Origin of the sequence: Demequina mangrovi (assembly GCF_000759715.1) — a bacterium.
Classification (GTDB): domain Bacteria; phylum Actinomycetota; class Actinomycetes; order Actinomycetales; family Demequinaceae; genus Demequina; species Demequina mangrovi.
In genome coordinates this window covers 40,600-63,514 of record NZ_BBLU01000014.1, presented here as the reverse complement: position 1 = coordinate 63,514, position 22,915 = coordinate 40,600, and the positions used below count along the sequence as shown (strand labels likewise).

20 protein-coding genes are annotated in these 22,915 nt (G+C 72.7%); 9 read left to right on the top strand and 11 right to left on the bottom strand.

Translation table 11 applies throughout. The features are described from left to right. Positions 1-34 precede the first annotated feature (34 nt). The 3 genes from TR42_RS10960 to TR42_RS10950 all read right to left on the bottom strand — a co-directional run bounded on the left by TR42_RS10960 (position 35) and on the right by TR42_RS10950 (position 3,436). Positions 35-967 (bottom strand): carbohydrate ABC transporter permease, encoded by a 933-nt coding sequence (locus TR42_RS10960; protein ID WP_042215773.1) that lies wholly within the window; start codon positions 965-967, stop codon positions 35-37. Further along, a complete protein-coding gene (locus tag TR42_RS10955) occupies positions 967-1,869 on the bottom strand; it encodes a carbohydrate ABC transporter permease (RefSeq protein WP_236623436.1) in 903 nt (300 codons plus the stop codon). Before TR42_RS10955 ends, TR42_RS10960 begins: the two co-directional genes overlap by 1 nt. Positions 1,870-2,053: 184 nt before the next feature. After that, on the bottom strand, positions 2,054-3,436 hold the full coding sequence (locus tag TR42_RS10950) for an ABC transporter substrate-binding protein (protein WP_052405973.1): 1,383 nt from the start codon (positions 3,434-3,436) through the stop codon (positions 2,054-2,056). A gap of 230 nt (positions 3,437-3,666) precedes the next feature. On the opposite strand from TR42_RS10950, the gene TR42_RS10945 reads away from it, so the two are divergent. From TR42_RS10945 to TR42_RS10915, 7 genes are all read left to right on the top strand, one after another. Further along, complete coding sequence (locus tag TR42_RS10945) at positions 3,667-4,461, top strand: sensor histidine kinase (protein WP_042215771.1); 795 nt, start codon at positions 3,667-3,669, stop codon at positions 4,459-4,461. Then, on the top strand, positions 4,458-5,108 hold the full coding sequence (locus TR42_RS10940; protein ID WP_042215769.1) for a response regulator: 651 nt from the start codon (positions 4,458-4,460) through the stop codon (positions 5,106-5,108). Before TR42_RS10945 ends, TR42_RS10940 begins: the two co-directional genes overlap by 4 nt. An 80-nt stretch (positions 5,109-5,188) precedes the next feature. After that, on the top strand, positions 5,189-5,941 hold the full coding sequence (locus tag TR42_RS10935) for an ABC transporter ATP-binding protein (RefSeq protein ID WP_042215767.1): 753 nt from the start codon (positions 5,189-5,191) through the stop codon (positions 5,939-5,941). Then, positions 5,938-7,740: a hypothetical protein gene (locus TR42_RS10930; protein ID WP_042215766.1), complete on the top strand. Its 1,803-nt coding sequence runs from the start codon at positions 5,938-5,940 to the stop codon at positions 7,738-7,740. Before TR42_RS10935 ends, TR42_RS10930 begins: the two co-directional genes overlap by 4 nt. After that, positions 7,737-9,581: an FtsX-like permease family protein gene (locus tag TR42_RS10925; RefSeq protein WP_042215764.1), complete on the top strand. Its 1,845-nt coding sequence runs from the start codon at positions 7,737-7,739 to the stop codon at positions 9,579-9,581. Before TR42_RS10930 ends, TR42_RS10925 begins: the two co-directional genes overlap by 4 nt. Continuing rightward, positions 9,578-11,665 carry an FtsX-like permease family protein gene (locus TR42_RS10920; protein WP_042215762.1) on the top strand — a complete coding sequence of 696 codons (2,088 nt, stop codon included), beginning with the start codon at positions 9,578-9,580 and terminating at the stop codon, positions 11,663-11,665. Before TR42_RS10925 ends, TR42_RS10920 begins: the two co-directional genes overlap by 4 nt. Further along, the gene (locus TR42_RS10915; protein WP_042215761.1) at positions 11,662-13,761 is read left to right on the top strand and encodes an FtsX-like permease family protein; all 2,100 of its coding nucleotides are present in this window, start codon (positions 11,662-11,664) and stop codon (positions 13,759-13,761) included. The genes TR42_RS10920 and TR42_RS10915 overlap by 4 nt, the downstream gene beginning before the upstream one ends. Positions 13,762-13,817: 56 nt before the next feature. On the opposite strand, the gene TR42_RS10910 is transcribed toward TR42_RS10915, so the two are convergent. The 8 genes from TR42_RS10910 to TR42_RS10875 form a co-directional block, all read right to left on the bottom strand. Continuing rightward, complete coding sequence (locus TR42_RS10910) at positions 13,818-14,189, bottom strand: sterol carrier family protein (protein ID WP_042215759.1); 372 nt, start codon at positions 14,187-14,189, stop codon at positions 13,818-13,820. 30 nt (positions 14,190-14,219) lie between these two features. Further along, positions 14,220-14,495, bottom strand: a complete 276-nt coding sequence (locus TR42_RS10905; RefSeq protein WP_042215757.1) for a Txe/YoeB family addiction module toxin — start codon at positions 14,493-14,495, stop codon at positions 14,220-14,222. Then, entirely contained in the window at positions 14,492-14,743 is a 252-nt protein-coding gene (locus TR42_RS10900) for a type II toxin-antitoxin system Phd/YefM family antitoxin (protein ID WP_042215755.1), read from the bottom strand. Before TR42_RS10900 ends, TR42_RS10905 begins: the two co-directional genes overlap by 4 nt. 131 nt (positions 14,744-14,874) lie before the next feature. After that, positions 14,875-17,181, bottom strand: coding sequence for a phosphoribosylformylglycinamidine synthase subunit PurL (gene purL / locus TR42_RS10895; RefSeq protein WP_042215753.1), 2,307 nt, complete (start codon positions 17,179-17,181; stop codon positions 14,875-14,877). A 72-nt stretch (positions 17,182-17,253) separates the two neighbouring features. Further along, a complete protein-coding gene (locus tag TR42_RS10890; RefSeq protein WP_042215752.1) occupies positions 17,254-17,796 on the bottom strand; it encodes a hypothetical protein in 543 nt (180 codons plus the stop codon). Further along, positions 17,793-18,356, bottom strand: coding sequence for a hypothetical protein (locus TR42_RS10885; RefSeq protein ID WP_143059013.1), 564 nt, complete (start codon positions 18,354-18,356; stop codon positions 17,793-17,795). The genes TR42_RS10890 and TR42_RS10885 overlap by 4 nt, the downstream gene beginning before the upstream one ends. 41 nt (positions 18,357-18,397) lie before the next feature. Next, on the bottom strand, positions 18,398-18,847 hold the full coding sequence (locus TR42_RS10880) for a hypothetical protein (protein WP_042215748.1): 450 nt from the start codon (positions 18,845-18,847) through the stop codon (positions 18,398-18,400). 77 nt (positions 18,848-18,924) lie between these two features. Further along, positions 18,925-20,193, bottom strand: coding sequence for a hypothetical protein (locus tag TR42_RS10875; RefSeq protein ID WP_042215746.1), 1,269 nt, complete (start codon positions 20,191-20,193; stop codon positions 18,925-18,927). Positions 20,194-20,260: 67 nt separating this feature from the next. On the opposite strand from TR42_RS10875, the gene TR42_RS10870 reads away from it, so the two are divergent. Together TR42_RS10870 and TR42_RS10865 are read left to right on the top strand one after the other, a co-directional pair. Further along, positions 20,261-20,764: a phosphoribosyltransferase gene (locus TR42_RS10870; protein ID WP_042215745.1), complete on the top strand. Its 504-nt coding sequence runs from the start codon at positions 20,261-20,263 to the stop codon at positions 20,762-20,764. An 81-nt stretch (positions 20,765-20,845) separates the two neighbouring features. Next, positions 20,846-22,909: an FtsX-like permease family protein gene (locus TR42_RS10865; protein ID WP_143059012.1), complete on the top strand. Its 2,064-nt coding sequence runs from the start codon at positions 20,846-20,848 to the stop codon at positions 22,907-22,909. Positions 22,910-22,915 lie beyond the last annotated feature (6 nt).

The following is a 22,915-nucleotide window of genomic DNA, read 5'->3' as shown; positions in this document are numbered from 1 at the left end:
GGCCCTCACGGACCCGGCCCCACTCTCCCCCGTGTCAGCCCTTGGTGGAACCGGCGAGCAGTCCTCGCACGAAGTACCGCTGGAGCGAGAAGAACACGATGAGCGGGACGATGGTGCCGACGAAGGCGGCTGCGGTGAGCAGCTCCCAGTCGTTGCCGCGCGTGCCCGCGAACTCCGCGATGCGCTGTGTCACCGGCGCGGTCTTCACGGTGCCGCCGGAGAAGACCAGCGCGACCAGCAGGTCGTTCCACACCCACAGGAACTGGAAGATCGCCACCGAGGCGATGGCCGGCACCGACAGCGGGATCACCACGCGGCGGAAGATCTGCGCGTGGTTGGCGCCGTCCACCTTCGCCGCCTCCATCACGTCCCGGGGGATCTCCGAGATGAAGTTGTGGAGCAGGAAGATCTCGAGCGGCAGCGCGAAGATCGTGTGCGCGATCCACACCGCGGGGAACGTGCCGCCGATGTCGAGCCACGGGTAGTTGAAGATCTTCAGGAGCGGGATCAGCGCCATCTGCAGCGGCACGATCTGCAACGCGAACACCAGCACGAACAGCCAGGATGACCCCCGGAACGGGATCCACGCGAACGCGTACGCCGCCATGAGCGCGAGCGTGATCGGGAACACCGTCGCCGGCAGCGTGATGACGATCGAGTTGATGAAGTACACGCCGAGGCTCGCGGACGAGGCGCCGGACTCGGAGAAGACCGCGACGTAGTTGTCGAGGGTGAAGCTCGGGTTGGTGACGATGGTCCACCAGCCGGAGTTCGCGATGTCCGTGTCGGGACGGAAGGACGATACGAACAGACCGAACGTCGGGATGGTCCACAGGGCCGCGATGACGATCGCGAAGAACGTCGCGGTGCGCGACGTGAGGCGCTTCTTGACCCGCTTCGCCTTGCCTCCCGACGGGGTGCCGGACGGCTCGTCGACCACGGGCTCGGGTGCGATCGCGGCGCTCATCAGTGCGTCTCCTTGTGCTGGCGCAGGACTCGGATGTTGTAGATGACGATCGGCAGCACCAGGATGAACAGCACCACCGCGAGCGCGGCGCCGATCTCGGGCTGACCGAGCCGGAAGGCTCTCGTGTACATCTCGTTCGCGACGACGGAGGTGTTGTACTGGCCGCCCGTCATGGTGCGGACGATGTCGAAGACCTTCAGCGTCGAGATGGTGATGGTGGTGACCACCACCACGAGCGAGCCGCGGATCCACGGCAGCGTCACGTGGAGGAACCGCTCCCACGCGCTGGCGCCGTCGAGCTCGGCCGCCTCGACGATCTCCGCGGGAACGCCCTTGATCGCCGCGGAGAGCACCACCATGGCGAATCCGGTCTGGATCCACGCCATGACGACGAGCAGGAAGAACGTGTTCCACGGCGGCGTCTCGACGAACTGGTACGGGGACATGCCGAGCCACACGAGGATCTGGTTGAGGAGGCCGATCTGCGGGAAGCCCTCGGACCGGTACGTGTACATGAATCCCCAGATGATCGACGCTCCCACGAAGGAGATCGCCATGGGCATGAACACCAGCGACTTGAGGATCCGCTCGCCCTTGGCGCGGTCGATGAACAGCGCGTAGGCGAGGCCGACCACGGTCGAGATCAGCGGCACGAAGACCACCCAGAGCAGGGTGTTGCGCAGCACCACCTGGCCGGTCGGGTCGGTGAAGATCGTGACGAAGTTGTCGAGGCCGACGAACTCGCCCGCCTTCGAGGTCACGGACTGCCACATGGTCGACAGCGCCGGCCAGATCATGCCCGCGGCGAGCAGCAGCATCGCCGGCAGCACGAACAGCAGCAGCTGCACCACGTCGCGTCCCTTGCGCGGCGCGTTGTCGGCGAGGAACATCACCAGCCCCATGACCGCGAGGAACACCACGATCGCGATCGCGGCGAAGCCGAGCTTGGGACTCTGCTCGGTCCAGAAGCCCTCCGTGCGGAGCGCCCCTGCGACCAGACCTGCGTGGACCGTCATCATCGTCCACTCCCTTCGATGGCGCGATGCGCCGGCCGGGGGCCACCCGGCCGGCGCATCGCTGTCGGCATCAGGACGAGGGCCACGTCCCGTCGATGAAGGACGTGACCTCCTCCGTGGACTTGGTGCCCTGGACCCAGTCGGTGATACCGGTCCAGAAGGAGGCGGATCCGACCGCGGCGGGCATGAGGTCCGCGCCGTCGAACTTGAACAGCGTGTCCTCGCTCTGCAGGAGCTCGATCGCGGCGGTGCCGAGCTCGGAGCTCGCGTTCGCCGGGTCGAGGCCCTGGTTCGCGGAGATGACGCCGCCCAGGCCCACGCGGATGTTCGCCCAGGTGTCGCTCGAAAGGAACGTCTGGAAGGCGACCGTGGCCGGGTTGTCGTTGAAGGCCGTGATGAACTCGCCACCGCCGGTCACCGCGTCCGGGTCGTCCGCGTTGATCTTCGGGGTGATGAAGGCCCAGATGTCGCCGTCCTCGGCCACCACGGTGCCCTCGGGCCAGAAGCCCTCGTAGAACGAGGCCTGGTGGTGGAGCGAGCAGTTGCCGTCGAGGATCGGAAGACCGCCGTCGCCGAACGCCGTCGACGCGATGGTCTCGGGTCCGCCGATGCCGCCGTTGACGTAGTCGGCGTTGAGCGCGATCTCACCGAAGGTGTCGAAGGCCTCGACGATCTCCGGGTCGGAGAACTTCACGTCACCTGCGACCCACGCGTCGTAGGTCTCCGCGCCCTGCTGGCGCAGGACGATGTCCTCGATCCAGTCGGTGCCGGGCCAGCCGGTGGCCTCGCCGGACTCGAAGCCGATGCACCACGGGCGGTACTGCGAGTTGTCCGCGCCGTCCTCGGCCATCTGCGCCGTGAGCGCCATCATGTCGTCCCACGTCTCGGGGACCTCGTAGCCGTTCTCGGCGAACTGCGTGGGCGAGTACCAGATCCAGCCCTTGACGCTCGCCATGAGCGGCGCGGCGTAGAAGGTGCCGTCGACCGTGCCGTACTCCTTCCAGCTCTCGGTCCAGAACTCGTCGACGTTCGCCTCGACGGACTCCGGAGCCGGAACCACGGAGCCGCCCTCGATGAAGCGGGCCGCGAGGCCGGGCTGCGGGAAGATCGCGAGGTCCGGCGGGTCTCCGGCCTCGACGCGGACGTTCATCTGCGTCTCGAACTCCTGGTTGCCGATCCACTCCACGGTGATGCCCGTGCACTCCTCGAACTCCATCCAGGACTCGACGAGGCGGTCGGCCTCCTCGTCCACCTGGGTGCCGTAGATCTCGACGGACTCGCCGTCGAACGTGCCGTAGTCGGCGTAGGCCTCGCAGCCAGCCGCCATCGCGCCGCCGTCGCCGCCGTCGCCGCTCGAACCGCTGTCGCCGGGCTCGTCGCTGCTGGAACAGCCGGCGAGCACGAGCCCGCCGAGGGCAAGCCCCACAGCGGGATAGATGATGCGTCGTGTCATAGGTCCTGCGCCTCCTCATTGGGCTCCACGTTGAGCTTTTCCGTGACCCCCCGAGGACACGGAACGACGCCAGCTTCGCCGGGGATCGCGTCTCCGACGACGCAAGCGCTTGCAACCGAACGTAGTGGGAGCGGTACCGGCCCGCAACAGTTGTGCGAGAGTGTCGTCCGAATCGTTACGGCTGCGTGACCTGGGACGATGCGGGGCCTCCGGGCCGTACAGTGGCCGCCATGATCTGGCTCGCGGTGGCGCTCGCCGGCCTGGCGACGGCCGTCGCCGTCGTCCTGGCCGTGCGCCTGCGCGCCGAACGCCGCAGGTTCGCGTCGCTCGCCGAGGAGCGCTCGCGCGAAGGCGCCGCGGCGCTCGCGCTCGCCGCATCCAACGAGCGCGCAAGAATCGCGCGCGAGATGCACGATGTCGTCGCGCACACCCTGTCGGTGGTGGTGGCGCAGGCCGACGGCGGCCGCTTCGCCGGCCGCGCCGATCCCGCCGCCGCGGTCGGCAGCCTCGACACCATCGCCGAGGTGAGCCGCTCGGCGCTGTCGGAGATGCGCGCGCTGCTCGGCGTCCTGCGCGACAGCGACGGCGATGCGGAGATGGGCCCGCAGCCCTCGCTCGAGGACATCCCCGCGCTCGTCGCCGCGATGCGCGACGGCGGCCTCGAGGTCTCGTACGTCACCACCGGCACCCCGCGGCCCCTGCCGATCGGCGCCGGGCTCGCCGCGTACCGCATCGTCCAGGAGGCGCTCACCAACGTGCTCAAGCACGCCGGTCCGCACGTCACCGCGTTCGTGCAGCTGCGGTGGGAGGAGGACGCGCTCGCCGTGGCGGTGTCCGACGACGGCCGCGGCGCCGCGGCCCGGGGCGACGGCGCCGGGCACGGCATCGCCGGCATGGCCGAGCGAGCGACCGTCTTCGGCGGCACGCTCACCGCGGGGCCCCGCGCGGGCGGCGGCTTCCTGGTCCGCGGCCGCCTGCCGCTCACCCCTCGCACCGCGCCGGTGCACGACAAGGAGGACGCATGATCCGGGTCGCACTGGTCGACGACCAGCAGCTCATCCGTGCCGGCTTCCGCATGGTGGTCGACTCGCAGGAGGACATGACCGTGGTCGCGGAGGCCGGCGACGGCGCGGCCGCGGTCGATGCGCTCGCTGCGCTCGAGCCGCACGCCGACGTCGCGCTCGTCGACGTGCGCATGCCCGGCACCGACGGGATCGCCGCCTGCGCGGCCATCACCGCATCGTCCGCCACGAAGGTGGTGATCCTCACCACCTTCGACCTCGACGAGTACGTGGTCGCGGCGATCAAGGCCGGCGCCTCGGGCTTCCTCCTCAAGGACGCGCCGCCCGAGGACCTGCTCGCCGCGGTCCGTACGGTGCACGCGGGGGACGCGGTGATCGCACCGTCCTCGACCCGTCGGCTGCTCACCCGCATGGCGGCGCTGCCGGACCCGGTGGACGATGCGCGGCTGGCGGACCTCACCGACCGCGAGCGCGAGGTGCTGCTGCTCATGGCGCGCGGGATGTCCAACCAGGAGATCTGCGCCTCGCTGTTCCTCGCGGAGCCGACCGTGAAGACGCACGTGGGCCGTGTGCTCGCGAAGCTCGGTGCGCGCGATCGCGTGCAGGCCGTGGTGATCGCCTACGAGGCCGGGCTGGTCGCGCGGGCCTGACGCGTCATACCTGGGTATCACCCGAGAACGGTGCCGACGGACGATGTGCGGGCCCGACGCGCGCCGATAGGTTCGCCAGCATGGAGAACCAGGGGGACACGGCGCTCGCGCTGAGGGCGCGCGGTCTGACCAAGACCTACGGAAGCGGCGGCGCCACCGTGCGAGCCGTCGACCACGTCGACCTCGACATCCCGGAGGGCGTGCTCACCGCGGTCATGGGCCCCTCGGGCTCGGGCAAGACGACGCTGGTGCACCTGCTCGCCGGGCTCGACCGCCCCGACGGCGGCCAGGTCTGGGTGGGCGACGACGAGATCACCGCGATGAAGGACAAGCAGCTCGCGAAGGTGCGCGGGCGCATCATCGGCTTCGTCTTCCAGGGCTTCAACCTGCTGCAGACGATGACGGCGCGGGAGAACATCGTGCTGCCGCTGCGGCTCAACGCCCTCCCCGCGGACGACGCCTGGCTCGACTCGCTGGTGGAGATGCTCGGGATCGGGCGCGAGCTCGAGCGCCGGCCCTATGAGATGTCGGGCGGCCAGCAGCAGCGCGTCGCGATCGCGAGGGCGCTCATCACCAAGCCGCGCATCGTGCTCGCCGACGAGCCCACCGGCAACCTCGACACCCACGCGAGCGCGGAGATCCTCGCGCACCTGCGGCAGTCGTGCCGCGAGCTGGGGCAGTCGGTGGTGATGGTGACGCACGACCCGGCCGCCGCCTCGTACGCGGGGCGCGTGCTGCTCTTCGCGGACGGCAAGGTCGCCGGCCACGTCACCGACCCGACGCCCGATGCCGTCCTGGCCGGGCTCGACGCGCTCGCCGGGGTCGAGCGATGAGGGGCGTCGCGGCGCTGGTCGCCGGCGCAGCAGCGGCGGCGTTCATGGCGCTCGGGCTGCCGTGGGACATCGGGGAGTGCGGCGGACAGTGCACGCAGGCCGGAGATCCCTTCACCCTCGTGTGGGCGTTCGGCCTCGTGCTCTACATGGGAATCCCGCTCACCATCCTGGTGGCGATGCTCGTCGCGATCCTCGGCATCCGTGCCGTGGATCCGGGCGAGGCCGCCGTGCGCGCCGCGCTGGGCGAGACGCCCGGCACCGCGGTGCGACGAGCCGCGTGGACAGGTCTGCGCCACGGGCTGATCGTCGCCACGTCCGTCTACGTGATGGCCGGCGCGGTGCACGTCGCGCTCGAGCAGGCGCACGGATGGGAGCCCTTCTCCACGGGGGCCGAGACCTGGGCGGTCCGCGCCGAGGAGGGCATCCTCGTCGCGCTCTCGCTCTCCATCGCACATGTGATCGCGGTGCGACGGCCGCGTCGCACGCCCGTCGAGCGGCTGCGCGAGGACGCCGAGGCGATGCGTCCGCTCCGGCTCGGCCGCGGCGCCGCCATCGTGGCGGGCCTCGCCGCGACCGCGGCCGGCGTGATCGTCGGGCTCGCGCTCGACCACGAGCTCGCCGAGGGCTTCGTGGTCACCAACGCCGCGGGCATCGCGTGGGGCGCGTGCTGGATCCTCCTCGTGGTGCTCGCACTCGCGGCCGTGCTGCCGTGGGCGCGCGGATACGCACCGCGCTTCGTTGCCCTCGCGGCCGGGCTCGCCGACGGGGCGGGGGCACCGCGCCTGGCCGCAGTCCTCGCCGCCCGCGCCTCGTCCCCCACCAAGGCGACCGGACGGACCTTCATGACGGTCGGGTTGATCGCCTTCGCGGTCGGCGCGCTCGCGACGGGTCCGACCGCGGTCGCGCAGTCGGATCTCCTGGTGACCACGACGAGCGTGTCCGCGGACAGCACGGATCTCCGCGACGAGCTCGCGGCGATCGACGGTGTCGAGCGCGTGGTCGTCGGCGAGGCGCTCGCCGGGCTCGACGAGTGGCAGAGAGCGATCGCGGTCGATCCCGCGGACCTGCGGGGCATCGACGACGAGGTCGCGGATGCGCTCGAGACGCATCCCGGAGCCGCCGTCTCCGCGGAGACGAACGTCCGCGACATCACCACCGACGTGTTCCGGCCGAGCGGGATCGTGCCGCTCGACGGCAGCTGGGACACGTTCGTCTCGCTCGCCGACGTCACCGGACCGACGGCCGGCACCACGTACCTCGTGTACGCCCACGAGGGCGCGGACCGCGAGGCCATCGATCAGGCCGCGACGGCGGTCGAGACCGACTCGACGTGGTCCTCGTCATCCTCGTACACCTCGGGCGGCGACTCGACCGGCGCGCTCGTGACGATCGCCGTCCTGCTGGGACTCGTGCTCACACCGGTCGCCTTCGGCGCGGTCAAGGCCGGCTCCCGCGAGGCGGCCACGTTCGCGGCGCTCGGCGCGGAGCCGCGCCTGATGCGGCAGGCCCTCACCCTCGAGGGCGCCGTGGTCGCAGGCACCGCCGTCGCCGCCGGCATGTCCATGGGAGCCGCGGCGCACATGGTGATGGCGGTGCTCGGGGCCGCCCGAGGCTCGCTCACCGGCGTCATCACGGACTCCTATACGACGCTCGCTCTCGAGTCCGTGCCGTGGGCGTACCTGGTGATCTGGGGCGCCCTCATTCTCGGGATCTTCACCGCGGTGACGGCGCTCGCCTCCGCCGCGATCCGCCTCGACACACCCGCCGAGGCCCTTCGGAACAAGGAGACGGTGCGATGAGGAATGCAGCTGCGTGGGCGCTCGCCGTCGGCGGCGTGGTGATGGGGTATCTGGCTCCGCCGGTGTGGCAGCCGCTGTCGAGCGACTACTACCTCGCCACGCTCCTGATGATGCCGGGGTACATCGCTGCACCGATCATCGCGATCGTGGTCGCGACCGTCGTCGGGGTCCTGCGCGCGGCGCACCTCGCGACCCGGCGGGCCGAGCTCGCCTCGTTGCGCGCGCTCGGGCAGTCGCGGCGCTCGCTCATCGGCGCCGAGGCGCTTCGCGGGCTCGCCGCGGGTGCGACCTGGGGCGGCGCGGCGCTGCTGCTCGGGTCGATCGTCGGTCAGCTCCGCGTCGGGTTCGGCGAGGGCTATCCGGACATCTACGGGCTCAGCGCGCTGGCATGGTTCTGGGTCGGGCTGGCAGGCGGCGCCGCTCTCGGCTGGGCGCTCGCCGCGTCCTGGGCTACGCATCGTCCGGCGGTGGACGATGCGACCGGCGTGGCCGGAAGCGCGATGCGTCGGACGCCCCGGTGGGTGTGGTGGGCGATCGCGCTGGTCCTCGTCGCACTCGCCCTGGAGGCGCTGCCGATGATGTCGAACCTCTCCGGCTGGCGCGTCGGCGTGGTCGTCGTGGTGGCGATGCTCGGCATGTACGTCGCGCTCCCCGCGCTGCTGCTGCGCTGGGGATCGGCCGTGGGCGTGCGCCTCGTCGCCCGGGTCGCCCGGGTCATGTCGCGCAGGGCCGATCCCGCGAGCGCCCGCGGCCTCGCCGCCGACGCCCTGGTGCGTCCCGCGCCGCTGCGGGCGGCCGCCATCGGCGCGATCGGGCTCGTGGTGGCCGTCGCGACGGGCGTGAGCATCCCCGTCAACGGCACAGCCGAGCGCAATGTGCTCGCCGAGCAGCTGGTGCCGGACGCCACGGTCGCCACGATGCCGATGCTCGAGCCGCTCTCCGAGTGGACCGATCGCATCGTCGCGACGGACTGGGCCCCCGCGCTGGACCCTCGCATCGTCGCCGAGCTCTCGGCGGACGAACGCCTCATCGCGGTCCCTGCTGCCGTTGCGCGCGATGTGTTCGCGCTCGAGGTCGACGCGCTCGACGCGGTGGACCCGCGGGGACTGCGGCCGATGCACCTCGACGACGCCGTCTTGATCGGCGGCAGCAAGACGGAGCTCGCGATCGGCGGCGTCGAGGCCGAGGTCGTGTGGCCGGCCGTCTCGGCGCCCTTCGCGGCAGTAGAGCGCGGCTGGGCCGAGCGCACCTACGGCGAGGCGCCCGACGCCGCGCTGCTCATCTACGGGGCCGATGACTCGGCAGACGTCGAGTCCATCCTCGCCGAGCACGACCTCGGCGACGCGATCGTCTCCGAGCGCATCGGCGACAACGGGGGTGGCACCACGCGCATCGACGCCCGCGGCCTCGTCTCCGTCGCGGGGCCGTTCCTGCTCGGCGCGGTCGCGATCGTGGTGGTGCTCGCCGCCGCGACGCAGCGCCTCCGGGCCCGCGAGCACGCGACGCTGGTGGCCCTCGGCGCCCAGGCGGGCACGATGCGGGGCGCGGCGGCGCTCGAGGCGGGCGCCGTGACCGCGGTCGGCGCGGCGCTGGGCCTCGTCTCCGGGACAGTGCTGGGGTCGCTGTTCTCCCTCCTGAGCGTCGGCGACGCGGGCGGCTTGGGGATCCGGCTGTGGAACATCGGCTTCGATCTTGCACAGGCACCGTGGGGCGCGCTGATCGGGCTCGCGGTGCTGGCCTCCGGCCTCGCAGCCGGTCTCGCCGCGCTCATCCGCGTGCGCGCCGAGTCGCTCTCCCCCGCCGCGCAGCTGCGCGAGGCGGAGAAGGAAGGCGTCGCGTGATCCTCGACCTCATGCGGGCGCAGGCGGCCGCGCACCGCGGCTACCTGGTCTCGACCGCCGCGATCCTCACGCTCGGGGTGGCGCTCGCGGGATACGCGGCCTTCTCTGCCGCGCAGCAGGACGCCGTCGACGCTCACGCCGCGACGGCGTACGGGCTGGACGGCGAGTGGCGCCGGAGCTTCGCGGTCGACGGCACGGACACCCTGCCGCTCACCGAGCTCGGTGCCGCGCTGGACGCGGCGGACGCTGAGGGAGCCGGGACCGCTGCGATGCTGCACGGCTTCCCGATCGAGGTGATCGCGCCCTTCGGCCAGGACATCGGGCTCGCGTACAACGTGGGGGGCCTGCGCGGCGCGGTCGACTGGGAGCTGCTCCTCACCGAGGGCGACGCTCCCGGACCTGGACAGATCGCGATCGCGGCGAGCTCGGACTCCCGCGTGCAGATCGGCGACACCCTCACGGTCGCGGGCGACTCCTCGACCTCCGACGGGGCCTACAGCACCATCGACCTCGGCACCTTCGAGGTCTCGGGCTTTCTGCGGGACGGCGCCGAGGGACGTTACGCCGTCGGACCCCTCGATGCCGTGCTGGAGTGGGACGACGCGGTGACCGTCTGGCACACCTGGAAGGCGCAGGAGAGCAGGGCCGGCGACTTCGACTGGAGCGCGACCACCGTCGTCGGAGCGCAGGTCGCGACGGAGTCGCTGACGGATCTTCGCGGTCCGGTGAGCGGGTCCTGGTCGGGCCCTCTCCCCCAACACTCGAGCGAGCGTCTGCAGGTCCTCGCCGTCACCGCCATCGTGCTCCCCGTCGGGATGATCGGGATGGTCTTCGCCGTGGGACGCGCGCAGGCGCAGGCCCGCAGCCGGTGGGTCGCGACCGCACGAGTGCTGGGGGCGCGGCGTTCCACGATCGCGGCGGCGACCGTCGGCGAGGTCCTGCTCGTGGGTCTGGTGGCGGGGGTCGCGGGCACGGCGATCGCGTGGGGTGCGGTGGCGCTCGAGTACTCCGCCTTCGCGGCCGACAATCCCGACGCGCTGATCCCGGCGGGCATGGACGTCGGCGGATGGCTGGTGCTCGCGATCGGGGCGCTCGGTCTCGTCATGGCGGCGATCCTCGGCGCGATCCCCGCCTTCTGGGCGGCGCGCGTCACGCCCGCCGCGGCACTCAAGCCCGTCACCCCCGTGATCGAGGAGCCCGCCGGGCCACGGGTCCGTTCGGCGTGGATCTACGGGGTCTGGGCGGCGCTGTTCCTCGCGCTCGTGGTGCTCGCGTGGCCCGCAGACCTCTCCTACGAGCGCCGGAACACCGCGTGGGTGCTCGCTCTCGCGGTCATCGTCGCCTCCGTGCCGATGCTGATGCGGGCAGCGCGGGATCTGGTGGCGCGCGCGGGCCGTGCACTCGCGCGCAGCTCCGTGCCCTGGGAGATGCCTGCCGGGGACGCGCTCCTCGGACGGCTCCGCCTCGCCGCGATCCCCGCGGGCGTGGTCGCGATCGGCACCGCGGCGCTCACGGCTGCGGTGGCGTGGCACGTGCTCGCGACGGTGGCCGGGTACACGACAGCCGAGCTCCACGTGAGCGCGTGGGGATGGCTCCCGGCCGGCTTCGAGGTCCCGGCGGCCGCGGTGATCGCGGACGTCTTCATGGCTGTCGCCATCACGGGCATCGCGGCGTTGGTGCTGGTCGCGTTCGCGGCCTTCGCCTCCTCCGTGCGCGCCTCCGCCGCCGAGGACGATGCCCGGCGCGCCCTCGGCCTCTCCACCGGCACCGCGCGGGCCGCGATGGCCCTTCGCTTCACGGTGCCGCTGCTCGTCGGCGTAGGGCTCGGCATGGCGACAGGCCTGGTCGGAGTGCTCCTCACCTTCCACGGCGCGGGGATGCCGCAGGCGCTTCCGCTCGACTTCACCGGCACCGTCGAGGCCGAGCTTCTCGGGCCGACGTGGGCCCTCGCGCACGCCGGAAGCCTGACGGCGCCGATGATCCTCATGGCGCTTACCACGCTGGTCTGCATCGCGTTCGGCGCGGGCCTCGCGGCGGCGACCATGGTGCGCTCGTCGCAGGCCCGAAAAGAGACGGTCCGATGATCCTCGATCTCCTGCGCGAGCAGGCACGTGCGCATCGTGCGTACCTCGCATGGACGGGAGCCTTCATCGCCGTCACCGTCACGCTCGTCGGCTTCGTCACCCTCACCGCCGCACAGCAGCTCGCCGCCGAGCAACGGGCCTACGACGCCTTCGGGCTCGACGGCGAGTGGTCGCGCCGGCTCTGGATCGGCATGACCTACGAGGACACGGACCTCTCCGTCACGTGGGCCGAGCTCGACGCCGCTCTCGACTCGGCCGACGCCGAAGGCGCGGAGACCGCCGCGCTGCACGAGCCTGGCCTGTTCGCGCTGCGCCCCACCGATCCCGGCGCCTATCCGGACGAGGTCTCGACCGCATCGTGGGGCGAGCGTGGCGTGGTCGGCGTGCGCGGCGCGGTCGACTGGGACGCCCTGCTCCTCGAGGGAAGCGCTCCCGGGGCGGGCGAAGCCGCCGTGGATGCAGAGTGGGCGCGCTTCGCCGGCGTCGACGTCGGCGAACGGCTCGACGTGGTCCAGATGTGGAACGACACCGCCATCGGGGAGTTCACGCTCGGGCAGGTGACGGTGGCCGGGCTGACGCGCTCGTCGGCGAACGGCCGCTACGACCTCTCGCTGCCCGTCGGGATCCTGCCCTGGGACGACGCGGTCGCGTACGGCGCAGAGGTCAACGCGCGCGGCGGCTACGCGACGGAGGACGGTCTGGTCGAGGCGGGCGCAGCGCACGAGACGCCCGCCCTCGCCGTCATCCCGGGATGGCCCGGCAGCCCATGGTTCGGGAGCTCCGACGACTTCGTGCGATCGAGCGTGCTCCTCCTCACCGCCGGGGTGCTCGTGTGCGGCGTGATCGGGATGGCGTTCTCCACGGGACGCGCGCAGGCGCAGTCGCGGTCCCGGTGGGTCGCGACCGCGCGGGCCCTCGGAGCCCGACGGTCGACCCTCGTCTGGGCGGCCGCCGCCGAGGCGGCGGCGGTGGGCATCGGCGCCGGAACCGCCGGGCTCGGTGCCGCCTGGGCGCTGACCGCCCTCGACTGGCGTGCGTTCGTCGCCGCGAACCCGGACACGCTGCTCGGCGCCGCCGCGCCTCCCGCGGTCCCGATCGTCGCGGGACTGGTGGTCTTGGCGCTGATTCTCGCCGGCATCGTCGCCGCGATCCCGGCGTACTGGGCGGTCCGCACCACGCCGAGCGCGGCCCTCAAGCCCGTCGCACCCCTGACCGCCACGGAGCCCCGCCATCGGCTGCGACTCGGCTGGCTCGTCGCGGCGTGGATCCCGGTGCTCGCGTATGCCTCGTACCAGGGACGGCTGTATCACGAGCTGCCGCTCATCAGCTTCCGGATGCCCTGGCTGGTCTTCCCCGTCGCCGGGGTGATGATGCTCGTGGTCGCGGCGACATGGGCGCGACGGCTCGTGGCCCCGGTCGCGCGCCGGCTGGCGGAGTCGTCGCGTCCGTGGGCGCTCAGCGCGGGTCATGCGCTCGTGTCGCGACCTCGCCAGGCGGCGGGACCGGCGACAGTGTTCGCCGTGGTGTCCGCGGGCTTCGGCTGGTTCGTGGCGCATCAGGCGCTGCAGAGCTGGGCGCAGCACGGCTCGGGGATCCCCGCGTGGCTGCCCGAGCCGCTGCGGTCGGACACGATGCTCGTGCCTACGGCCTGGGATGGCTTCCCCCTGTTCGCGCTTGCGACCATCGCCTTCGCACTGCTCACCGCGGTCGCAGGCGGCGCCGCGATCGCCACCGCGGCGTCGTACCGCGGCGAGCAGCACGCGAGGGCTGCCATGGGGCTGCCGCACGGCGCCGCACGGCTGGCGACCGCCGCCGAGTTCGCGCTGCCGCTCGTCGTCGGCATCGCCGCGGGGCTCGCCACGGGCTTCGTCGGGGCGGTTGCGTCGTTCAGCGGGAGCACCGCCGACACCTCGTTCGGGCTCGCGGATGCCGCCGGACCGCTCACGAGCTTCGGTCCGCTCTGGGCGCTCGTGCACGCGACGCACGCGCTGCTGCCGGCGCTGATGATGGCCGGGATCGCGCTCGGATGCGTCGCAGCCGGCGCCGCAGTGGTCGCCGCGACGATTCGCACCCGCGTCCAGGAGCCCGTGCGCTAGCAGTCGATGAGTGCCGGGATCCGGGCCGGATCCAGCAGCCATCGACTGCCAGGGCGCTAGAGGGTCAGCGGCAGGAGCTCGGAGAGGTCGGACCTCTCCCCCGACGCGTCGACGCTGCCTGCGGCGACCGCATCGTCCCACCGCAGGCGGCCGGTGACGAGGCCCAACCACGTCTCCGCGTCCATCTCGACCACGGCCGGCGGCGTGCCGCGGCGGTGGACCGAGCCCTCGACCGCCTGGACCGCTCCCCACGGCGGCACGCGGACCTCGAGCGAGCGGCCGGGCGCGACGGCCGCGAGCTCCTCGAGCGAGAAGCGGACGGCCATCGCGACCATGCCGGGCTCGACGTTCCCTGCTTCGGTCAGCGCGGCCCACCGGGCGACGGCTGCGCGTCCGGCGGCGACGGGGATGCGGCGGCGGGGAGGCATGACCCCAGGATCCCAGATGCCGCCGACGGGTCAGTCCGAGTAGTGGAACCGGCAGGCCGCGATCCGCACCTCGTCGCCGACCACCTTGTAGACGAGCCGATGCTCATCGGTGATGCGGCGCGACCAGTAGCCGTGAAGTCCGTGTTTGAGCTGCTCAGGCTTGCCGATACCCTCGTGCGGCGCACCCTCGGCCGCACCCCGGAGGATGTCCCTGAGCAGCAGGTTGATGCGGCGGAGCACCTTCCGGTCCTGCTCCTGCCAGCGGACGTAATCGTCCCAGGCGCGGGCCTGCCATACGAGCATCATTCGAGAAGCTCGTGCACCTCGCCGCGGCCCGCCTCGAGCTCCTCGATCGCGCTCAGCAGGCGTCGGGCGTTGGCGGGGTTCTGAAGAAGGTAGGCGGTCTCCTTGAGCGACTCGTAGTCGTCGAGCGACACGATCACCACAGGCTCGTGACCGGCACGCGTGATGACGATCTCCTCGCGATCGTCGACCACCGAGTCGAGGACGCTGGCGTAGTTCTTGCGCGACTCCGAGTAGGACATCGTCTTCATGGCACACCTCCGCTACGTACAAGAAAGTGTACGTCGCCAGCGGGGTGGGTCAACCCCCCTGTGGAGAAGCGAGACGCCCGGCCTGAACCCAGGCCGGGCGTCGCATCGTCCCTGGTCAGGGGCAGGAGAGATCAGGCGAAGCGCGCGGGAAGCGGCGCCTCCCAGGCCTCGGTGAGCTCGGCCACCGGGACCTCGAACTGGCCCTGGACGTCGAGCGCGTCGCCGCCGGTGACGCCCACGCGGGCGAACGGCACGCCGCGCGCCTCGAGCATCGCCACGAAGCGCGGCTCCTCGGTGCGGGGCACGGTCACCAGCGCGCGACCCTGCGACTCGGAGAAGAACGCCTGGGCCGGGGTGAGCCCGTCGCGCTCGCACACCTCGTCGAGGACGATGCGCGCGCCGACGCCGTAGCGCAGGGCGCCGTAGGCCGCGGCGGCGGCGAGGCCGCCCTCGGAGACGTCGCGCGCCGCGTCGACCAGGCCGTCGCGCGAGCACGCGATGAGGATCTCCGCGAGCTCCTTCTCCCACGCAAGGTCGAGCACCGGCGGGAGGCCGCCGAGGTGACCCTGGGTCGAGGCGAGCTCGGAGCCGTCGAGCTCCGCCTTCGTCGAGCCGATGAGGAACAGCGGCTGGCCGTCCTCGCGCCAGCCCGACGGGGTCGCGCGGGCGACGTCGTCGAGGATGCCGAGGATGCCGACGATGGCGGTCGGGTTGATCGACGAGTCGATCTTGCCGGGCTCGCCGGTGCCGTTGTACAGCGACACGTTGCCGCCGGTGACCGGGACGCCGAGCTCCTGGCACGCGTCCGCGAGGCCGCGGATGGCCTCCGCGAACTGCCACATCGAGTCGGGGTCCTCGGGCGAGCCGAAGTTGAGCCCGTCGGTGACGGCGGTCGGCTCGGCGCCGGTGATCGCGACGGCGCGGTAGGCCGCAGCCACCGACTGACGCGCGCCGTTGTACGGGTCGAGCTTGGTGAAGCGGTCGTTCGAGCGCGTGGCGATCGCGACGCCGCGGCCGGTCGACTCGTCGACGCGGATGACGCCCGCCGTGTCGGGGCGCGCGGCCGCGGTGTTGCCCTGGACGTAGCGGTCGTACTGGTTCGTGATCCATGTCCGCGACGACATGTTGGGGCTGGAGATCAGGCCGAGGAAGGCGTCGCGCATCGCGTCGCCGGAAGCCGGGAGCTCGCCCGCGAACGCATCGGCCTGGAGGCCGTCCATCCACGCGGGCCGCGCGAAGGGGCGGTTGTAGACAGGACCATCGTGCGCGACCGTGCGGGGGTCGACGTCGACGATGCGCTCACCGTGGTGGTCGATGGTGAGGCGGCCGGAGTCGTTGACCTCGCCGACCACCGCGGACTCGATGTCCCACTTGCCGGTGATGGCGAGGAACTCGTCGAGCTTCTCGGGGCGGACCACCGCCATCATGCGCTCCTGCGACTCCGACATGAGGATCTCGCCGGCGTTCAGGGTGGGGTCGCGCAGCAGGACGTCGTCGAGCCACACGTGCATGCCGCCCGAGCCGTTCGAGGCCAGCTCCGAGGTGGCGCACGAGATGCCCGCCGCGCCGAGGTCCTGGATGCCCTGGACCACGTCCGCGGCGAAGAGCTCGAGGCAGCACTCGATGAGCACCTTCTCCATGAAGGGGTCGCCCACCTGGACGCTCGGGCGCTTCGCGGGCACGCCGTCCTCGAAGGTCTCCGAGGCGAGGATCGAGGCTCCGCCGATGCCGTCGCCGCCGGTGCGCGCACCGAAGAGGACCACCTTGTTGCCCACGCCCTCGGCGGAGGCGAGGTGGATGTCCTCGTGCTTCATCACGCCGACGCACAGCGCGTTGACCAGCGGGTTGCCCTGGTAGCAGGAGTCGAAGCGCGCGCCGCCGCCCACGTTGGGCAGGCCGAGCGAGTTGCCGTAGCCGCCCACGCCCGAGACGACGCCGTGGACCACGCGCGCGGTGTCGGGGTGGTCGATCGCGCCGAAGCGGAGCTCGTCCATCGCGGCGACCGGGCGGGCGCCCATCGCGAGGATGTCGCGGACGATGCCGCCGACGCCGGTCGCGGCACCCTGGTACGGCTCGACGAAGGACGGGTGGTTGTGCGACTCGACCTTGAACGTCACGGCCCAGCCGTCGCCGATGTCGACGACGCCGGCGTTCTCGCCGATGCCGACCATGAGGCGCTGCTTCATCTCCGGCGTGGTCTTCTCGCCGAACTGGCGCAGGTGCACCTTGGAGGACTTGTACGAGCAGTGCTCCGACCACATCACCGAGTACATCGCGAGCTCGGCGTTGGTGGGGCGGCGACCCAGGAGGTCGCGGATGCGCCGGTACTCGTCGTGCTTGAGGCCGAGCTCGCCCCAGGGCTGCTGCTCGTCGGGGGTGGCGGCCGCGTGCTCGACGGTGTCGAGGTGGGCGGCGGGCTGGGCGGGGGCGTCGGTCATGGTGTCCTCGTGAGAGTGCCGGCGGATACCCGGCAATCCTAGCCGCGCGCACCCCTGCGGAAGGCCCCGGGCCTACGGCGCGAAGTCGATCTCCTCGATCGCCGCGTCGGGCGCGACCATGATCACGGCGGCGACCTCGCCGCACAGGCCGGTCCAGGTCTCCGCGAGCGCGGCATCGGCCGCGACCGCAGGGTCGAGGAAGCGCCCGACCACCGGCGGGTAGTAGTCATCCGCGAGCTCGACCTCCGTCAGCTCGACCGGACCGCCGTGGAGGTGGGCGAGCTCGCCGGGGTGGCCGACGCGAGGCGTCGTCGCGCTCCAGGTGTCCGCAAGCAGCAGCCCGACCACACCGTCCGCCTCCGTGGCCGTCGTCGGGCACACGGTGAAGAGGCCTCGCGCATCGGCGCGCACCCCCTGCGCGACCTCCGAGGCCTCACCCGTCCATGCCGAGACCTCGTAGGTGGGCAGCCGCGCCGGCCGCTCCGCCAAGGCGAGCACGCCGACGATCACCAGCGCCGCGCCCGCCAGGATCATCCCCGCCAGCGCCGCGCGCCTGGTCGGCGCCTGGGTGCGCATCTTGGCGTCCTCACCGTCGCGCTGCGCCTCGGCGCTCATCCCTCTTCCCCCACTCGTCCGCCGATCAGCCCGTCGGGCGCGGCGAGCACATAGGAGTCCGCCTCGCCGCAAGCGGTCGTCCAGGACTCGGCGAGCACCGCATCGGCCGCGACGGAGACATCGAGCACGCGACCGGACACCGCGATCGGCGCCTTGCCGTGCGGCTGCGCCTCGAGGAGGAGTCCATCCGCGCCATCCTGGAGCCGCGGCGCGTAGCCCTGCGACAACCCGGTGGTGATCGGGTACGTACCCCGCCACGTGTCGGCGAGGACCACCCCCGCGATGCCGCTGCCGTCTGCCGCGGACGCGCTCGAGCACAACGTGTTCGGGACCGTGAGGGAGAGGACGAGCCCATCCGCCACGTGCCGGGCGTCACCCGACCACGCGGTCGCCGGATAGGTCACCAACGCCGCGTCGCGCCACTCGGTCGACGACGGCATCGCCGCCGTGAGCGCAGGCACGAGCAGGACGAGCGCCAGGCCACCGCCCGCCAGGATCATCCCCGCCAGCGCCGCCCGTCGGGCGGGTGTGGCTCTGCGTTGCTCCGCCGTCTCCCCCATGGACGCATCATGCCCCACGCCTCCGAGCCGCACCAGGGGTTTCACTCGGCGAGGGACGTCGCGGGGACCATCGCCACGTAGCCGTCGGCCTCGCCGCACCTGTCGGTCCACGCCTCGATCACGGCGGCCTCGTCCGGGTTGGACAGGCCCAGCTCGACCCCCTCGACCGTCGCCTCGTACTGGTCGCGCAGCACGGCGCCGGAGGCGCGGTCGCGCACCTCGGTGTCGACCCCGACGAGGAAGATGCGCGGGAGCACGCCCGACACATGCGCTGTCCAGGTCGACGGCAGCACCACCGCGACCCGCTCCGCGTCCATGTCGTCGCCGCCCGGAATCGTCCCGGTGACGCAGACCGTCCACCAGCCGTGGGTCTCGACCGCGACCTCCGCCACCGCCACCGGATCGCCGCGCAGCTCGAGCTCGTGCGTCGGAGTGCGGGCCGGCGCCTCCCACAGGCCGAAGTAGGCGATGACGACCACTGCCGCCGTCATCGCCGTCCAGCCTGCTATCCGCAAGGAGCGCATGGGTCGAGCATGGCGCGGCGGTAGCCGCGCGTCCACCAGAACGCTCAGCGCAGGGCGGCCGCCACCGTGTCCGCGAGCACCTGCGGGTCGAGCCCGGGCGCGTGCACATGCACCCCTTCGGCGTCCTCCCACAGCACGCGCTCGACGCCGGGCAGGCCCTGCAGCGCGTCCGCGACCGCGTGCATCCGCACGTCCGTGAGCGTCTCGACGATGCGCGGGTGCAGCGCGACGGTGTGGGTGTAGTCGTCGAGCCACGGCGTCTGCGCGGTCACGGTCGCATCGAAGCCGCCCACCTCGATCGTGGCGACCGCGAGGTCCTCGTGCTGCCCCAGCCGCTCGAGGAACGGCGCGCGCAGCAGGAGCCCGCGCCGGTCGTCCTCGGTGAGCGGCGCATCGTCCGCACGCGAGGGCAGCTCGCTGCGCGCGACCACGCGCAGCGCCGCGAGGACCTCGACGGTCAGCAGCCCGGGCGCCCAGACCTCGAGCACGTGGTGGCTGCGGAACGCGACGCGCTGGATGCCGGGGGCGGCGTCGCAGCCGCGGAGGAAGCGCAGCAGCGCCGGCTCGTCGATCGCGCCGGCGGCGAGCATGACGATCGCGTGATGCGTGGCGTCGGAGGGGGTGCCGGGCGCGTGGCCGGGACCCGCATCGTTCACGACCAGGCCCGGGTCGTCGTCGCCCGTCGGGCCGAGGGCCTCGGACGCGGGGGTGCGCGGCAGCTCGCTCGGGCGCTCGACCTTGCGCAGCAGGCCGCCCTTGGGCTGGAAGGACTCACGCACGTCGGGGGGCGTGTCGAAGTCGGCGTAGGAGAGCTCGCCCTCGGTGTCGAACCATCGCAGCACCTCCTCGACCACGTCCCAGGCCGCGCGACCGTGCCCCATCGCGGCCACCGCGTGCGGCAGCATCTCGACCGGCGGGCCGCCCGGCCCGAGCACCGGGTCGAGGTACGTGGGCGACGCCTCGCGCTTGTCGAGCCCCCACGACAGCGGACGATGCTGGTCCGCGAGCCCGCCGACGTAGACGAGCAGCCCGTCGATGAGCGCCGACCCGTGCATCGTGAGCTCGCGCCCCAGCTCCGAGCGGTACGCCCAGTCGGGCTTCACCGCCGACCGGTCGCGGCGCAGGTCCCGCGTCACCCAGTCGATGGTGGGGCGCAGCTCGGCGGCGGTGAACTGGAGGTCGTGACCGGTCGCCTTGCGCAGCCGCGTCGCGAGGTGCTCGGCGCTCTTGGGGCTGGCGGCGAGCCAGGCCTGGAACCACGCCTCAGACTCGTAGAAGCGCCGCTCGTCGCCCTCGGAGGTGAAGAAGCCCATCGGGTCAGGCTAGCCGCGTCGCGACCCGCGCGACGCGGGTAGCCTTCCCTCACCGGAAGGAGCCACCATGACCGAGACCCCCGAGCGCGAGATCCTCACCTGGCAGGGATACGGCGACGCATCGCGCGAGCTCGCGCAGATGGTCGTCGACTCGGGCTACGAGCCCGACGTGGTGGTCGCGGTCGCGCGCGGCGGCCTGCCGGTGGGCGGCGCGATCTCCTACGCGCTCGGCACCAAGGGCGTCGGCACGCTCAACGTCGAGTTCTACACCGGCATCGACGAGCGCCTCCCCGCGCCCGTGCTGCTGCCGCCGCTGCTCGACACCGACGCGATGAAGGGCCTGCGCGTCCTCATCGCCGACGACGTCGCGGACACCGGCGAGACCCTCGCCCTCGTGAAGTCGCTCATGGAGCAGCACGCGGGCGAGGTCCGCACCGTGGTGCTCTACGCGAAGTCGCACTCGGTCATCGACCCCGACTACGTGTGGAAGCGCACCGACCTGTGGATCACCTTCCCGTGGTCCGCGCTCCCGCCCGTGACCCCGGGCAAGCCGCACCCCGAGCAGGGCTGAGCGCGTCATACCTGGGTATCACCCGGGGACGATGCGCGGGGACGATGCGCGCGCCGCGGAGCCGCCGCTAGCGTGGCCGCCATGCGGGGGATCTTCGGGGGGCTGACGGGCGCGCTGCTGCGCGAGCAGTGGCGCGCGCAGCGCCGGTACACGCTGACGGCGGGGGTGCTGGTGACGCTGGCCGTCGCGCTGGCGACGTTCGCCGCGGCGTCGTGGGCCACGCGCGAGGCCGCGGACGCGGTCGTGTGGGAGGCCTTCGGCTACGACCGCGAGCACTCGGCCGAGTTCTCTCTCTGGACCGACGGTCAGGGGTTCCTCGACGGCGAGCCCTGGGACGGCGGCTGGCACGACACGACGCCCGAGGCGCTCGCCTCGGCGGTTGAGGAAGCCGAGGCGCTGGGCGTCGATCCGCTCACCATGCTGTCGACCGATGTGCGGATCCGCGGCTTCGATAGCGTCGTGTTCGTCGAGTCGCCGGTGAGCGGCATCCCGCAGACGCTGCTCTACCAGGGCGCCTCACCCGCCTCCGGGCAGATCGCGCTGCCGGCGACGCTCGCCGAAGAGCTCGAGGTCGACATCGGCGACGCTCTCACGCTCACGGGCCTCGCGCGCGACGGCGTCCCCGCGGCCGAGCCGGTCTCCGTCGAGGTCTCGGGGCTGACGCGCGTCGATCCGGACCCGTACTGGCGCGAGCCGATGCTCTTCGCCGCCCCCGAGGACATGCCGACGCTCGCACGGCTGAGCATCCAGGCGATGGTGTCCGAGGACGGCACCCGTACCGCGCCGTACTACGCGCAAGTGCGCTGGGACGGCGCCGACGTGCCGGCGTTGAGCGACGCGGAGTGGGGCACGGACGAGACGTCCGGCTTCGTGTGGGACGTTCCGACGTCCGTGAACCTCGCGGTCGGCGGCGCGATCCTGCTCGCGGTCACCGCAGTCGCCGCAGCGCTCGCCGCGGGCCGCGCGCAGGGCGAGGAGCGCACTCGCTGGGTCGCGACCGCGAGGGCGCTCGGGGCGACGCGTGAGGACCTGCTCCGGGCGGCGGCGCTGGAGGGCGTGGTCCGCGGGCTCGCGGCGGGCGCCGCAGGACTGGCGATCGGCTGGGCCGCCGCGACCGTGCCCGTGGCCGGCACCCATCTCGCCAGCGACCCTCTCTACGGCCCCTCCGTCGCCGTGCTTCCCTGGCCCCTCGTGCCGGTGCTGCTCAGCCTGGCGGTGGTGATCGCGCTGGTGATCTCGCTGGCACCTGCACGATGGGCGACGCGCGTCGAGCCGAGCGCGGCCCTCAAGCCCACGGGTCCGCTCGACCTGCGGACCGAGCGCGCCGGCCGGAAGGCGTCGCCCGCCGCGCTCGCCGTGACATGCCTGGCCGCCCTCGCCGTCGCGTCGGCCGATGCGCTGACGCTGCTTCCCGAGAGCCGCCTCTGGGAGCTGACGGTGAACACGGCCTGGCTGGTCGCCGCGGGTGCCGCGATCGCACTCGCGATCGTCGCGCTGCGGGCCGCGGTGACACCGATGGCACGGCTCCTCGAGGCGACCCGCAGACCCTCGCTCCTGCTCGCCGCCGACTCGCTGCGGCACCGGACCGGCGGGACGTTCCCCGCGGCGACCGCGCTGCTGCTCTCCGCACCCCTCACGGTGTTCGCCGCGCAGACCGCGATCACGGTGCCATCGGACGGCGACGCCGCCGTCGCGACGTGGGACCGTGTGGTGTCCGAGCTGCTCCCGTGGTGGCTCGGCGGCGCGGTCCTCATCGCGGCGGGCGGCCTGGTCGTGGGGCTCGCCGAGTGGATGGGACGCGGACGGGCGCTGCGCGAGGCTGCCACCACCGGCGCCCTCGGCCTCGACCGTCACGGGCGCCAGATCGCCGCGATCGCGCGCGTGGCCGCTCCGATGACGCTCGGGCTGCTGGCCGGCGCCGCCCTCGGGCTGAGCGCCTCGGCGCTGCTCGAGGCGATGGAGGCGCTCGCCCCCGGGCCCGGCGTGCCCTCGTGGGAGACGCTGACGGTCGAGAGCGGACGCTCGCTGGTCGCCGCGCTCGGCATCGTCGCCGCGGGCGCCGTGGGCGTCGGTGTCGCGGCGCTGTTCGCGGCACGCGGGGTGGACGCGCGCTCCCCGCAGGAGGCCGCGCGCCTCGCTCGCTGAGCGCCG